This window comes from Micromonospora sp. BQ11, assembly GCF_052068135.1.
In the GTDB taxonomy this organism is placed as follows: Bacteria; Actinomycetota; Actinomycetes; order Mycobacteriales; family Micromonosporaceae; genus Micromonospora.
This window is the reverse complement of the sequence record NZ_JBQHDB010000002.1, coordinates 278,955-293,435: the sequence shown is the minus strand read 5'-3', so window position 1 is coordinate 293,435 and position 14,481 is coordinate 278,955. Positions and strand designations below refer to the sequence as shown.

11 protein-coding genes are annotated in these 14,481 nt (G+C 74.4%); 5 read left to right on the top strand and 6 right to left on the bottom strand.

Going from position 1 to position 14,481, the window contains the following annotated elements:
• Positions 1-367: 367 nt before the first annotated feature.
• The 3 genes from ACTMSW_RS05310 (at position 368) to ACTMSW_RS05300 (ending at position 3,132) form a co-directional block, all read left to right on the top strand.
• Positions 368-583, top strand: coding sequence for a hypothetical protein (locus ACTMSW_RS05310; RefSeq protein ID WP_441179294.1), 216 nt, complete (start codon positions 368-370; stop codon positions 581-583).
• A gap of 168 nt (positions 584-751) precedes the next feature.
• Positions 752-2,011 (top strand): M48 family metallopeptidase, encoded by a 1,260-nt coding sequence (locus ACTMSW_RS05305; protein ID WP_441179293.1) that lies wholly within the window; start codon positions 752-754, stop codon positions 2,009-2,011.
• Positions 2,008-3,132 carry a glycosyltransferase family 4 protein gene (locus ACTMSW_RS05300; RefSeq protein WP_441179292.1) on the top strand — a complete coding sequence of 375 codons (1,125 nt, stop codon included), beginning with the start codon at positions 2,008-2,010 and terminating at the stop codon, positions 3,130-3,132. The genes ACTMSW_RS05305 and ACTMSW_RS05300 overlap by 4 nt, the downstream gene beginning before the upstream one ends.
• An 80-nt stretch (positions 3,133-3,212) precedes the next feature.
• On the opposite strand, the gene ACTMSW_RS05295 is transcribed toward ACTMSW_RS05300, so the two are convergent.
• Positions 3,213-5,348, bottom strand: a complete 2,136-nt coding sequence (locus ACTMSW_RS05295) for an MMPL family transporter (protein WP_441179291.1) — start codon at positions 5,346-5,348, stop codon at positions 3,213-3,215.
• Positions 5,349-5,539: 191 nt separating this feature from the next.
• On the opposite strand from ACTMSW_RS05295, the gene ACTMSW_RS05290 reads away from it, so the two are divergent.
• Both ACTMSW_RS05290 and ACTMSW_RS05285 read left to right on the top strand, forming a co-directional pair.
• Complete coding sequence (locus ACTMSW_RS05290; protein WP_441179290.1) at positions 5,540-6,844, top strand: histidine kinase; 1,305 nt, start codon at positions 5,540-5,542, stop codon at positions 6,842-6,844.
• Entirely contained in the window at positions 6,796-7,509 is a 714-nt protein-coding gene (locus tag ACTMSW_RS05285; RefSeq protein WP_441179289.1) for a LuxR C-terminal-related transcriptional regulator, read from the top strand. The genes ACTMSW_RS05290 and ACTMSW_RS05285 overlap by 49 nt, the downstream gene beginning before the upstream one ends.
• On the opposite strand, the gene ACTMSW_RS05280 is transcribed toward ACTMSW_RS05285, so the two are convergent.
• The 5 genes from ACTMSW_RS05280 to ACTMSW_RS05260 all read right to left on the bottom strand — a co-directional run bounded on the left by ACTMSW_RS05280 (position 7,498) and on the right by ACTMSW_RS05260 (position 14,477).
• Positions 7,498-9,321, bottom strand: a complete 1,824-nt coding sequence (locus ACTMSW_RS05280) for a putative bifunctional diguanylate cyclase/phosphodiesterase (protein WP_441179288.1) — start codon at positions 9,319-9,321, stop codon at positions 7,498-7,500. The two genes, ACTMSW_RS05285 and ACTMSW_RS05280, sit on opposite strands and share 12 nt — an antisense overlap.
• Positions 9,314-10,123 (bottom strand): SAM-dependent methyltransferase, encoded by an 810-nt coding sequence (locus ACTMSW_RS05275; protein WP_441179287.1) that lies wholly within the window; start codon positions 10,121-10,123, stop codon positions 9,314-9,316. The genes ACTMSW_RS05280 and ACTMSW_RS05275 overlap by 8 nt, the downstream gene beginning before the upstream one ends.
• 166 nt (positions 10,124-10,289) lie before the next feature.
• A complete protein-coding gene (locus ACTMSW_RS05270) occupies positions 10,290-10,958 on the bottom strand; it encodes a response regulator transcription factor (protein ID WP_007072219.1) in 669 nt (222 codons plus the stop codon).
• 7 nt (positions 10,959-10,965) lie between these two features.
• Complete coding sequence (locus tag ACTMSW_RS05265; RefSeq protein ID WP_441179286.1) at positions 10,966-12,660, bottom strand: sensor histidine kinase; 1,695 nt, start codon at positions 12,658-12,660, stop codon at positions 10,966-10,968.
• A gap of 14 nt (positions 12,661-12,674) precedes the next feature.
• Positions 12,675-14,477, bottom strand: coding sequence for an AMP-dependent synthetase/ligase (locus tag ACTMSW_RS05260; RefSeq protein ID WP_441179285.1), 1,803 nt, complete (start codon positions 14,475-14,477; stop codon positions 12,675-12,677).
• Positions 14,478-14,481 lie beyond the last annotated feature (4 nt).

Sequence of the window (14,481 nt, the reverse complement as noted above, 5' to 3'; positions counted from 1 at the left end):
CTGCGGCCGGTGCGGCCGATGTGCCCGCTGCGCCCCATGCGCCCGGTGCGCCGGGTGTGATCAACACGATGTCATTGACGTCAGGGTGTCCCCGGCACTCCGATGCCCCGACATCAATGACATCGAGTGGATCATGGGTACGCGCGCGGTTCGGCGCGCCCGGCCTGTCGTGTCCCGGGGGATCTTGGTGGGAAATGGCCCCTGGAGGGGCCACATCTCACCAAGATCTGGATTGAGCCCTGATCGGTGATCCGGTGCTCCTGTCCGGTTCTGTCGTACCTCGCCGTTAGCGTTCGACGTGACCGACGGTGGTCGGGTGGCGACGCGCTCACCTCCCGATCGCCGCCAGCGCTTCCGAGGGGGCGAGATGCTCATCGACTGCGACCGGTGCGGTATCCGGGGCGACGGCTGTTCCGGCTGCCTGGTGACCGCCCTGCTCGACGCGACCTCCCCGACGGCGGGTCTCGGTGACGCCGAAGCGCGTGCGATCGAGGTGTTCGCCCGGGCCGGCTTCGACGTGGAGGTGCTTCCCGCGCCACGCGCGCCCGCCCGGAGCACCGGCCGCCACCACCGGGCGGCGTGACCGGAGCACCCGGCTCGTGGCCGGCAGGACCGGAGCACCCGGCTCGTGGCCGGCGTGACCGGCGGTCGCACTACGATGGGCCCGCCAGGCGGGAGGAGCGGGGATGACCGGGGTACGACGGATGGCCGGAGGGCCCGCGTCGGCCGCCGGCGCGTGCGGGGCGCCCCGGTGAGCCCGCGCGGCTGGGCGGTGCTGACCCTGGCCGGGCTGGTCGTCGCCCTGGCCGTCGCGGCGGCCCTGCTGATCCCGTGGAGCCGGCCACCGGCCCCCCGCGCCGACCAGCTCGCCGCGTTGCGTGACCTCCCCACCGACGAGGTCGGGCGGGGCCGGGAGTTCCGCGCCGCGCTGCGCCCCGGCACCTGGGCGTCCCTCGTGGTCGGTCTGCTGGTGGCGCTCGCGCTCGGCCTGACCCCGCTGGGCAGCCGCCTCGTCGAGCTGGCCGGGCGTCCCCTCGGGGGGCACTGGGCGGCCCAGGCGGTGCTCGGCGGCCTCGCCGTGGTGCTCGTCGCCGACCTGGTGACCCTCCCGTTCGCCGCCTGGCGGCAGTCGGTGCTCACCCGCTACGGGCTGAGCACCAACGGCTGGGGCGGATGGGCCGTCGACCTGCTCAAGTCGTACGCCGTCAGCGCGGTCATCGGCGCGGTCGCGCTGCTCGGCTTCTACACCGTCATCCGGCTCGCGCCGCGCTGGTGGTGGGCGTTCGGGGCCGCCGGAGCGGCTGGCCTGGTCGTCGTGCTCTCCTTCGTGCTGCCGGTGCTCGTGGAACCGGTCTTCAACCGGTTCACCCCGATGGAGCCGGGGCCGTTGCGCAGTGAGCTGACGGCGATGGCCGCCCGGGACGGCGTACCGGTGCGGGACGTGCTGGTGGCCGACGCGTCGCGCCGCACGCGGGCGGTCAACGCGTACGTCTCGGGCCTGGGGCCGACCCGGCGGGTGGTCGTCTACGACACGCTGCTGCGCGAGGCCACCCCCGCCGAGGTCACCGCCGTGGTGGCGCACGAGCTGGGCCACGCGAAGGACCGGGACGTCGCCGTCGGCACCCTGACCGGGGCGCTCGGCGCCGCCGCGGCCGTCGTCGCGCTCTACCTGCTCGGCTCGTCCGGCCCGCTGCTGCGGCTGGCCGGCGTCGACTCCGTCGCCCAGCCTCGCGCGTTCCCGCTCCTGCTCGCCCTGGTCGTGATCGCCGGGCTGGTCTCCGCGCCGGTGCAGGCGCTGATGTCCCGCCGGGTGGAGGCGCGTGCCGACGCGCACGCCCTCGCGCTCACCGGCGACCCCGCCGCCTTCGAGGCGATGCAGCGCCGGCTCGCCGGGATCAACCTCGCCGACCCCGATCCGCCCCGCTGGGAGTACCTCTACTCCGCCAGCCATCCGTCCACCGTCGAGCGGATCGCCGCCGCGCGCGCCTACGCCAGAGGGGACGGCCGGTGAGCCGGACACTGCTCGTGACGAACGACTTCCCGCCGCGACCCGGCGGGATCCAGTCCTTCGTGCACAACCTGGCCCTCCGCCAGCCCGCCGGGTCCGTGGTCGTCTACGCCTCGTCGTGGCGGGGCGCGGAGAAGTTCGACGCGGACCAGCCCTTCGAGGTGGTCCGCGAGCGGACGAAGGTGCTGCTGCCGACCCCGCTGGTGGCGCGGCGGGCGGCCCGACTGGCCCGCGCGTACGACTGCGACACGGTGTGGTTCGGCGCCGCGGCGCCGCTCGGGCTGCTCGCGGCAGGTCTGCGCCGGCGGGCCGGCATCCGTCGGGTCGTCGCCCAGACCCACGGACACGAGGTCGGCTGGGCCGCGCTGCCGGGCGCCCGGCGTGCGCTGCGTCGCATCGGGCGCGGCGTGGACGTGACCACCTACCTCGGCGAGTACACCCGGGTACGGCTGGAGCGGGCGCTGCACGGCGTGACCGAGCTGCACCGGCTCGCGCCCGGCGTGGACACCGAGACCTACCACCCGTCGGTGGACGGTGAGCCGGTCCGGGTACGGCTCGGGCTGGCCGACCGGCCGGTGGTGGTCTGCGTGTCCCGCCTGGTGCCGCGCAAGGGGCAGGACATGCTGATCCGCGCGATGCCGGAGATCCGCCGTCGGGTGCCCGACGCGGCGCTGCTCATCGTCGGCGGTGGCCCCTACCGGGCCGCACTGGGGAAGCTGGCCCGGCAGGCCGGCGTGGAACGGGACGTGGTCTTCACCGGCTCGGTGCCGACCGCCGAGCTGCCCGCCCACTACGCGGCGGGCGACGTGTACGCGATGCCCTGCCGCACCCGCAACCGCGGTCTGGACGTGGAGGGGCTGGGCATCGTCTACCTGGAGGCGTCGGCGACCGGCCTGCCGGTGGTGGCCGGCGACTCCGGTGGCGCCCCGGACGCGGTCCGCGAGGGGGAGACCGGCTACGTCGTGCCGGGCCGGGACGTGGCTGCTCTCGCCGATCGGGTGGCGACGCTCCTCGCCGACCGGGACCTCGCCCGTCACCTGGGCGCGGCCGGGCGGGCGTGGGTCGAGCGCGAGTGGCGCTGGGAGACCCAGGCCCAGCGGATGGGCGCCCTGCTCGCCGGCTGACAACGGAGTCCGCACGCGGAACAGGGCGGACCAGGCGGCTCGGCCCGGCCCGCCCCGTCCGGCGGACGGTGCGCCGGCGCTCAGGCGCCGGCGGCGATCCGCTCCTGCGGCGGGACCGGGAGAGCCGCGGTGGTCCGCCCGGACAGCTTCCCCGGCCACCAGGTGCGGGCACCCAGGTCGAGCGCCAGTGCCGGGACGAGCAGGCTGCGGATCAGCAGCGTGTCGAGCAGGATGCCGACGGCCACGATCACCCCGGTCTGCATCGACGGCACCAGCGGCAGCACGCCCAGCGCGGCGAACGTGGCGGCCAGCACGACGCCGGCGCTGGTGATGACACCACCGGTGACGGTCAGCGCCCGCAGGATCCCCGGCCGGTGGCCCCGTTGCGCCGCCTCCTCCCGGGCCCGCGTCATCAGGAAGATCGTGTAGTCGACGCCGAGGGCGACGAGGAACAGGAACGCCTGCAGGGGGATGCCCACGAACAGCTTGGTGTAGCCCAGCGCGTCCAGGATGAAGCCGGCCGCCCCCATCGCGGCGGCGTACGACAGGACCACGCTCACCAGCAGGAGCAGCGGCGCGACCAGCGCCCGCAGCAGGAGCACCAGGATGACGACGACGACGGCGAGGATCAGCGGGACGACCACCCGGTTGTCGCGGCCGACGACGCGCTCCTGGTCCACCAGCACCGCGGTCCCGCCGCCGACCAGCGCCCGGGCGCCGGGCACCTCGTGCACCGCCGTGCGCAGCCGCTGCACGGTCTCCATGGCGGCGTCGCTGTCCGGCGTGTCGGCCAGCACCGCCGGTACCCGTACCCAGGCGCCGTCCGGCGAGCGCTCCGGCGCGTCGACCCGGGCGACGCCGGGGACCGCCCGGGCGGCGGCGGTCACCTGCTCGGCCGTGCCGGCGGTGGCCAGGATCTCCGCCGGCGACGCGGCACCGCTCGGGTAGTGCGCGGCGATCAGCCGCTGGCCGGTCACCGAGCCGACCTCCGAGGTGAAGGACTCCTCGGCGGGAAGGCCGACGCTGAGGTTGCCGATGCCGAAGGTCAGCGCGACGAGCGCCGCGGCGGTGCCGATCCAGACCGCGCGGGGACGGGCCCCGACCAGCGCCGCGATCCGGCGCCAGAGCCGGTGGTCGGCGGAGACGTCGGCGGTGGCGGTGGCGGTGGCGGTGGCGGTGGTCGACGTGTAGCGCGGCACGAACGGCCAGAAGAGCCACCGGCCGCACAGGACGAGCACCGCCGGCAGCAGGGTGGTCATCGCGAGCAGGGCCGCGCCGATGCCGACCGCGCCGACCGGGCCCAGGCCACGGGTGGACGGCAGCTCGGCGGCGAGCAGGCAGAGCAGTCCGATCGCGACGGTCGCCGCCGAGGCGCAGATCGCGCCGAACGAGCGGCGCAGCGCCACCCGCATCGCCTCGTGCCGGTCGGCGTGCCGGCGCAGTTCCTCGCGGTACCGGGCGATCAGCAGCAGGGCGTAGTCCACGCCGACGCCGAAGACCAGCACCGTGAGGATGGTCTGGCTCTGGAAGTCGACGGTCACCCCGCCGTACCTCGCCATCAGGTACACGACGCCGCCGGCGAACTGGTTGGCGACGCCGACGGTGAGCAGCGGGATCAGCCAGAGCACCGGGCTGCGGTAGGTGACCAGCAGCAGCAGCGCGACGGTGGCGGCGGTCGCCAGCAACAGGGTGACGTCCATCCCGGCGAACGCGTCCATGACGTCGCTCTCCGCCGCCGCGTCGCCGGTCAACGCGGTGCGCAGGCCGGCCGGCTGGTCGAGGGCGAGGCGCTCCTTGACGTCGGTCACCGCCTCCGAGCGCCGGGTGTCGTCCCCGGCGACCGGGAAGGACACCAGCAGCGCCTTCCCGTCCTCGCTGGGCACCGGGGGCGACACGGCGCCGCCGTCGGCGTACCGGGCGAAGACGGCACGGTCGGCCTCGGCCCGGGCGCGGTCGGCGTCGGTGAGGCCGCTGTCGCGGACGTAGACGGCGATCGCCACGGGCTTCGTCGAGTCCGGGAAGGCCGCCTCGGCCCGCTCCGCGGCGCGGCTGCTCTCCACGCCGGCGGGCAGCAGGCCGAGCGTGTCGTTGTCCTGCACCTCGCCCAGCTTGACGGAGAGCGGGCCGGCCACCGCGACGAGGAGCAACCAGAAGACGATCAGGGCGTACTTGCTGCGTCGGCCGGACGGCAGACCGGCCAGTCGGTGCCGGGACATGTCGAGTTCCTCCGCGGATCGGGGTCTGACGGGCGGGTCCGGAACCAGGCGGACCGCGTACCCGCGCCGGCGCTGCTTCCTGCCCTCGATCCAACTGGGTGGCGGGCGCGCGGACAGGAGTGCCACGTCCCCGAGGCCGGTGGTGCCAGCACCACCGAACCCGGGGCCGGTCCTGCCCGACAATGGACACCGTGGACAGCCCCGTACGAGAGTTCGCCCGCGACACGGTCCGGCCTGGCGCGGCCGCCGCGCTGCAGGGCCTGGCCGTCGCCGTGCTCTCCCTGACCACCAACCTGGCGCTGTTCGTGCTGTCGCTGGTGTCGCTGCTGCTCATCCCCGTCTTCGGCATCGGCTTCGCGCTGTTCCCGATGGTGACGGCGATGGTGCGGCTGTCGACCGGGTTGCAGCGCCGGCTCGGCCGGTGGGGCGGCGTACCCATCGCCACGCCGTACCGGCCGCTGCCGGAGGGCGCACCGTGGGGCACCTGGCGGCGGTTCCGATGGGTGGTGGGCGACCCGGCCACCTGGCGGGACGTCGCCTGGCTGGTCCCCGGCGCGGTCACCGGCGCGGCGTGTCTGCTGGCGTTCGCCCTGCCGCTGTACGGCCTGGAGGGCTCACTCGGGGTGCCGCTGCTGCTCTACGTCGTCGCCGACTCCTACGGCTACGGCGTGTTCTGGCCCATGACCAACCTGGCGCAGGCGCTGGCCGCGCTGCCGCAGGGCTGGCTGCTGCTGCTCGGTGGCCTGGCCGTCGCCCCCTGGCTGGTCTCGCTGCACCTGCGCTTCGCCCGGCTCTTCCTGGCCCCCACCCGGGCGGCGGAGCTGGCGCTGCGGGTCCACCAGCTCACCGTCACCCGGGCCGACAGCGTCGACGCCCAGGCGGCCGAGCTGCGCCGCATCGAGCGGGACCTGCATGACGGTGCGCAGGCCCGGCTGGTCGCGTTGAGCATGAGCATCGGCCTGGCCGAGCAGATGCTGGAGCGGGACCCGGCCGCGGTCGCGAAGCTGCTGGCCGAGGCGCGGGAGACCAGCGGTCAGGCTCTGGTCGAGCTGCGGGACCTGGTGCGTGGCATCCACCCGCCGGTGCTCGCCGAGCGTGGCCTGGACGGCGCGGTCCGGGCCCTCGCGCTGGCCGTGCCGCTGCCCGTGGAGGTCGAGGTCGACCTGCCGGGCCGTCCGGTGGCGCCGGTGGAGTCCGCGGCGTACTTCGCGGTGGCCGAGGGGCTGGCGAACGTCACCAAGCACAGTCACGCCGCGCGCGCCTGGATCCACCTGAGCTACGGCGACGGTCGACTGGCCGTCGTGGTGGGGGACGACGGCCGCGGCGGTGCCGACCCCGCGGCGGGCAGTGGACTGGCCGGGATGAGACGACGGCTCGCGGCCCTCGATGGAACGATGGAGGTGACCAGTCCGCTCGGCGGGCCCACAGTCGTGACCATGGAGCTGCCGTGCGCGTTGTCATCGCCGAAGACCTCGCCCTCCTCCGGGAAGGGCTGATCCGGATCCTCGACGCGTTCGGCTTCGAGGTGGTCGCGGCCGTCGACAACGGACCGTCGGTGCTGTCCGCCCTGCTCACCCACCGCCCGGACGTGGCGGTGCTCGACGTGCGGCTGCCGCCGACCTTCACCGACGAGGGGCTGCAGGCGGCCATCGCAGCCCGCGCCGAGGTCCCCGGCCTGCCGATCCTGGTGCTCTCCCAGCACGTCGAGCAGCTCTACGCCCGGGAGCTGCTCTCCGACCGCGCCGGTGGCGTCGGCTACCTGCTCAAGGACCGGGTCTCCAACGTGGCCCAGTTCGTCGACGCGGTACGCCGGGTGGCCGGCGGTGGCACGGTGATGGACCCGGAGGTGGTCGCCCAGCTGCTGGCCAGCCGGTCCGGGGCGGAACCGCTGCGGGAGTTGACCGCCCGCGAGCGGGAGGTGCTGGGCCTGATGGCCGAGGGGCGGTCCAACGCGGCGATCGCCGCTCGGCTCTTCGTCACCGAGAAGGCGGTCAGCAAGCACATCAACAACATCTTCAGCAAGCTGCGGATGCCGCCGTCGGAGGACGACAACCGCCGGGTGCTGGCGGTGCTGACATACCTCGACGGCGACGAGGGTCAGCTGCCGGCGCCGGGCCGCGCGCCACGGCGTACCGCCGCCGGGCCGTCGCTACCCGGCTGAGGCGGCCTGCTCGGCGCCGGCCGCGGTGGACGGCGCGGACGGCCCGGCGAGGCAGCCCTCGGCCGGTCCCGGCCGCCCGAAGTACCAGCCCTGGCCGGCGTCGCAGCCGATCGCCCGCAGCCGTTCGGCCTGCCCGGCGGTCTCCACGCCCTCGGCGGTGACGGTCAGGTCCAGCGCGTGCGCCAGCGACACCAGTGAGGCCAGGATGCGCTCGTCCGCCCGGGTCTCCGGCGACCGCAGGCCGGCCACGAACTCCCCGGCCACCTTCAACTCGGTCACCGGCAGGTCCCGCAGGTACGCGAGGTTGCAGTAGCCGGTGCCGAAGTCGTCGATGGCGATCCGTACGCCGAGGTCGGCCAGCATGCGCAGGGCACGGACCGGCTCCGCCGCGGTGCTCATCATGGTGCTCTCGGTGATCTCCAACTGGAGCCGTTCCGGCGGCAGGCCGGTGCTGGCCAGCAGCGTGCGGACCTCCTGCACGAGACCGGGACGGTGCACCTGCCGGACGGCCAGGTTGACGCTGACGAACGGCGCGGGCGCTCCCGCCGTCGACCAGCCGCCCGCCGCTCGGCACGCCTCGGCCAGCACCCAGCCGCCGAGCGGCACGATGAGGCCGGTCTCCTCGGCCAGCGCGATGAAGCTGTCCGGCCGCAGGACGCCCCGCTCGGGATGCCGCCACCGGACCAGCGCCTCGACACCGATCACCCGCCCGTCGCTCAGCGACGTCAGCGGCTGGTAGTCCAGGTAGAACTCGCCCCGGTCGAGGGCCGTGGGGATCGCGGCGGACAGCGCGTACCGGGCCAGGTCACGGCGGTCCCGGTCGGCGTCGTACAGCTCCCAGCGCCCTCCGCCGGCCGCCTTCGCCCAGTGCAGCGTGCTGTCGGCGGCCCGCATCAGGTCGCCCGGCGACGTGCCGGCGACCTGCCGCTCGACGATGCCGATGCTGGCCGTGACGGTCAGCTCGTGCGCGTCGACGACGGTCAGCTCCCGCACGGCGGCCAGGGCCGCCTCGGCCACCTCGATCATGTCGCGGGTGCCCGCGCTGCGCTCCACCAGCACCACGAACTCGTCCCCGCCCAGCCGGGCCACCAGGTGCCCGTCGAGCGCCCGGTGGAGCCGGTCGCCGACCGCGCGGAGCAGGGCGTCGCCGACCTGGTGCCCGTGCGAGTCGTTGATCACCTTGAACCGGTCCAGGTCCAGGAAGCACAGGCCGACGCGGTCCGCGCCCCGCCCCGGTGCGTTGACCGCCGCGGCGAGCCGCTCGGTGAACAGCGTCCGGTTGGGCAGGCCGGTCAGCGGGTCGTGGGTGGCCTGGTGGCGGAAGCGGGCCTCGCTGTCGCGCAGCGCCCGTTCCGCCTGAGACCTCGCGGTCATCGCCGCCCGCCGGATCGACTCCTGCTCGTCCAGCGTCCGGTCGCGCAACGCGCGGGCGTACCCGGTGGCCACCGCCGCCAACAGCCGGGCCATCCGGTCCTCGGCGTCTTCGGCGACCAGCCCGAGGTCGCGGACCAGGCGCAGCTGCAGCACCTCGACGGTGCGACCCAACCCCTCGGCGGACGCGATGTGCGCGGCCACCAGTTCGGCGCCGACCCGTTGGCCGGCCCGCAGGTCGAACGGCTCGGCCAGCAGCGCCGCCGCCAGGCGTTCGGTGAGACCGTGCAGCAGGGCCTCCAGCTGCTCCTGCGTCTGCGGCAGGTAGCTGGTGCCGGCGACCGCCTTGGCCCAGGCGTGGGCGAACGTCCACGCGCCGGAGGGCGCCCGTGCGGGGGCGGCCGGTGACGTGGCGACCGTCGTCCCGGGCCGGTCACCCATCGAGCCGCCCGACGCCGCCGATGAAGGCGGACCGCTCCGCGTCCTCGGCGGCGTCCGTGGACTCCGGGCGCCACTGCGGCACCCACACCACGCCGGGCTCGACCAGCTCGAAGCCGTCGAACAACGCGGTCAGCTCACGGCGGCTGCGGATCCACAGCGGATTGTCGGTGCGGCGGTAGACCCGCTCGGCCTCGGCCCGTTCCGACTCCGGGCGTCCGTCGGCGCTGGCCTGGGAGAGCACCAGCCAGCTCCCCGGCGCCAGGGCGGTCCGGAGCGTACGCAGCAGCTCCGCCGGCCGGTCGTCGTCGGAGACGAAGTGCAGCACCGCCACGACGAGCACCGCCACCGGCTGGTCGAAGTCGATCAGCCGGCGTACCTCCGGGTGGGCGAGGATGCGCTCGGCGTGGCGCAGGTCCTCCTGGACGACGGTGGTCCGGTCGTCGCCGTCGAGCAGTTCCCGGCTGTGCGCCACCGCGACCGGGTCGACGTCGACGTAGACGACCCGGGCGTCGGGCGTGGCGCGCTGGGCGATCTCGTGCACGTTTCCGACGGTGGGGATGCCCGATCCGATGTCCAGGAACTGGCGCACCCCCTGATCGGCGAGGAACTGCACGGCCCGGCGCAGGAAGGCCCGGTTGGCCTGGGCCATCAGGGGCGCCTCCGGCACCGCGGCGACCATGGCCTGGGCCGCCGCCCGGTCCGCCGCGAAGTTGTGCGAGCCGCCGAGGTAGTAGTCGTACATCCGGGCGACGCTGGGGCGCTCGATGTCGATGCCGTCGGGTGCCCAGTCCGGACGCTGCATGTCCCTCACCCCTTCGCCCGACGCGGAAGCCGCGTTGCCCGGGAGACCATAGCGTGCCTCCGCGTCCGTCACGTACGCCGGTCGATGAAACGCGACCGCGCCCGCTCGGTCGGCGGGCGCGGTCGGCGAAAGCCGTGGTGGGCCGGGATGGCCCGTCCACGTGCGGTCAGAACTTCGGGGCGTCCGGCGCCTCGAGGAGGCCCAGCCGCAGCGCCGTCATCAGCGCCTGCGCCCGGTTGGCCGCGCCGAGCTTCTCGTAGAGCTTCGAGATGTGTGTCTTGGCGGTGGACTCGCTGACGAAGAGCTGCTTGGCGATGCCGGCCACGCTCATGCCGTCGGCCAGCAGCCGCAGCACCTGCCCCTCGCGCGGGGACAGCTGCGGGCCGGACGGCGCGAGCCGGCGCTTCATCGCCTCGGCCAGGTCCGCCGCCGTGAAGGCGCTCGGGGAGGAGGCGGCGTGCCGCGCGGCGGCCACCACCTCGTCGGCCGGCGCGGTCTTCGGCACGAAGGCGCTCGCCCCGGCCTCCAACGCGCCGAAGAGCTGGTCGTCGCCGGCGTACATGGTGAGCACGACGATGCCCATCGAGGCGCTGGACTTGCGCAGCGCCCGGGTGGCCTCCAGGCCACTGCCGTCGGGCAGCCGCAGATCCATGATCACCACATCCGGCTGGAGCGCACCGGCCTGGCGTACGCCCTCCGCCGCGGTTGCCGCCTCGCCGACGACCTCGAACTGCCGGTCACGCTCGAACGCGTGCCGCAGCCCCTTGCGGATCAGGTCGTGATCGTCGACAAGGAGGACCTTGGTACGGGTGGCCGGTGTCGGGCTTGTGGTCATCCTCGAGTTACTCCCCTTCTGCTGCATCTGCGCTACCGCGCAGGCTATCGCGCCGGGGTGAGGAACCGACCACCACCGCCACGGTCGTGCCGCTCGGGCGCCGCGGCCTGATCTCCAACCGGCCCCGGATACGTTCCGCCCTCTCCGCCATGATCGCAAGACCGTAGTGCCCGTCCGGCCGCTGGTCACCCATCCCGTGACCGTCATCCGACACTTTGATCTGGGCGTACGGGGGGTCCACCTCACAGGTGACCCAGAGGTTCGACGCCCCCGCGTGCTTGCGCGCGTTGGTCACCGCCTCCTGCGCGATCCGCAGGAGTTCCGCCTCGGTGGCGGCGGGCAGCCGGGCGGTGGACTCGTCCAGGGACAGGTGCACCCGCAGGCCGCCGGAGGCGCCGACGGTGCGCGCGTACTCGGCGATGGCGGCGGCCAGGCCGCCGTGCCGGTCCACCTCGCTGCGCAGCTCGAAGAGGCTCAACCGCAGCTCCTGGATCACCCGCGTGACCTCCTGGCGCAGCAGGCGCAGCGACTCCTCGGTCTCGGCGGCGTCGGAGTGCACGGTGGCCAGCGCGTTGTCGATGCCGTAGCCGACCATCACCAGCTCCTGGGCGACCCCGTCGTGGATCTCCCGGGCCAGCCGCTGCCGCTCCTCGTTGGTGGCCAGTGAGCGCACCTCGTCGAAGAGCAGCGCCGCCTCCAGCCGCAGCGCCGCCGGGCTGGTCAGGCCGGTCACCCGGGACACCACCGGCGGCGGGTACGCCTGCGCCGTGTCCGCCTCCAGCACCACCAGGCCGACCGTGCGGACGCCGGCGACCAGCGGCACGATCAGCGCCGACACGTCGCTGCCGCGGTGCGTGCGGGACTGCGACCGGGCGGCGGTCTGCGGCTGCTGGCTGGCCCAGGCGTCGGCGATCGCCGAGTCCGCGTCGAGCGTGGTCTCCCAGTCCACCCGGTCCGCGCCGATCTGAGCGAGCACGACCAGCCGGCCACCGCCGCTGGCCGACAGCACGGCCCCGCGGTCGGTCGGCGCGACGGTGCGCAGCTCCTCCAGGAGGTGCTCGGAGATGCCGCCCGGGTCGAGGGTGGCGCCGGGCAGTTGGCGGGCGACCGTGCGCAGCTGGGTGAGCAGCCGGGTCGCCTCGGCGTACGGCTGGGGCTTGCCGTCGCCGCGCGCCTGCATCACCCGGTGCAGGGTGCCGGCGGCGTAGAGACCGAGGCCGGCGAGGATCAACCACTGGGCGCACACGGCCAGGTAGCCGATCTCGGCGAGCTGCCGTTCGCCGCCGACCTCGGTGAGCGCTCCCGCCACCAGCAGGGTGGCCCCGGTGACCGCGAGCAGCGCCGCGCCCTCGCGGAACCGGCGGCGCAACGCGGTGACCGTCACCGGCACCGCCAGGTACGGCAGCACCGCCGAGGCTCCGAGGCCGCCGATCTCGCCGCCGATGGTGGCGACGGCCGCCACCTGGCTGGCGGCGAGCCCGAGCACGACCACCTCGGCGATCCGGCTGAGCGGGCCGAACACCGGATGCTCGGGTGCCAGGAGGGCGGGCAGGCCCGCCACCCCCAGCAGGGCGATCCACCACAGCTGGGTGACGTCGTGGGTGGCGAACAGGGTCAGGACGGCGACCAGCGCCAGCATGACCACGCGCGCGGCGGTGGCGAGGGGATGCGGGCGTGGCCGGGTGGGCGTCGAGGCGGTCACGTGACGGATCGTAGTCAGCCTCGGTAGATGTCGGCGATCTCCGCCGCGTACGTCTTGTGCACGACCTGCCGCTTGACCTTGAGCGACGGGGTCAGCTCGCCGGTCGCCTCGGTGAAGTCCTGCGGCAGGATCCGGAACACCTTGATCGCCTCGGCCTTGGAGACCGCCTGGTTGGCGGCGTCGATCGCCAGCTGGATCTCGGCGCGCAACCCCTCGTGGTCGCGCAGCTGGTCGATCACCGTGCCCGCCGGCAGGCCGGCGGACTCCAGCCACGTCGGCAGCGCCTCCTCGTCCACGGTGACCAGCGCGGCGATGAACGGCTGCCGGTCGCCGACGACCACGCACTGACTGACTAGCGGGTGGGCCCGGACCTGGTCCTCCAGCACGGCCGGGGCGACGTTCTTGCCGCCGGCCGTCACGATGATCTCCTTCTTGCGGCCGGTGATGCTGAGGAAGCCGTCGTCGTCGAGGTGCCCCAGGTCGCCGGTGCGGAACCAGCCGTCGCTGGTGATCGCCTCGGCGGTGGCCGCCTCGTTGCGCCAGTAACCCTGGAAGATCAGGTCACCGGCGATGAGGATCTCGCCGTCGTCGTCGATCCGGATGGTCACGCCGGGCAGCGGCCGGCCGACGGTGCCGATGCGGGTGCCGGTGGGCAGGTTCGCCGCGGCGGCAGGGGAGGTCTCGGTGAGCCCGTAGCCCTCGCAGATCGTCACCCCGATGCCCCGGAAGAAGTGCCCCAGACGGGCGCCGAGCGGCGCGCCGCCGGAGATGGCGTCGCGGCAGCGGCCGCCGAGCGCCGCGCGCAGCTTGCGGTAGACCAGCCTGTCGAAGAGCGCGTGCTGCGCGCGCAGCGCCAGGCCGGGGCCGGTCGGGGTCTCCAGGGCCTCGCTGTACGCGATGGCGACCGCCTCGGCGCGGGCGAAGATCTTCCCCTTGCCGGCGGCCTCGGCCTTCTGCTTCGCGCCGTTGTAGACCTTCTCGAAGACCCGGGGCACCGAGAGCACGAAGGTCGGCCGGAACTCCTGCAGCTCGGCGACCAGGTTCTTGGTGTCCGAGCAGTGCGCCATGGTGGCCCGGGCGTGCACGACGCCGATCTGGATGAGCCGGGCGAAGGCGTGCGCCAGCGGCAGGAACAGCAGGGTCGAGGCGCCCTCGCCGAAGAGGTTCGGCAGCACCGGCACCGCGTTGGCGATGTCGGCGTACATGTTGCGGTGGGTCAGCACGCAGCCCTTGGGGCGGCCGGTGGTGCCGCTGGTGTAGATGATGGTGGCGATGTCGCCCGCGTGGACGTCCTTGCGCCGCCGCTCGATCTCCGCCGGCTCGACGGCCGCGCCGGCCGCGACGAGTTCGTCCACGGCGCCGAGTTCGATCTGCCAGACGTGCTCCAGGTCGCCGAGCCGGTCCCGGACACCGGCGACCAGGGTGGCGTGGGCGGTGGTCTCGACGACGCAGGCCACCGCGCCGGAGTCGGCGAGGATCCAGGCGGCCTGCTCGGCGCTGGACGTCTCGTAGATCGGCACGGTCACCGCGCCGGCCGCCCAGATCGCGTAGTCGAGCAGGGTCCACTCGTAGCGGGTGCGGCTCATCAGCGCCACCCGCGCGCCGGGCTGCACACCGGCGGCGACCAGCCCGCGGGCCACCGCGACGACCTCGTCGCGGAACTGCGAGCAGGTGACCTCGACCGTGGGACGTCCGTCGGCGTCCGGGCGGACGAACTGCACCGCGTCCGGGGCGACCTCGGCGTTGTCCCAGACGGGGTCGGTGAGGTTGGCCGCGTCGCCGACGGTGACGATCGGCGGGACGGAGAACTCGCGCACCTGC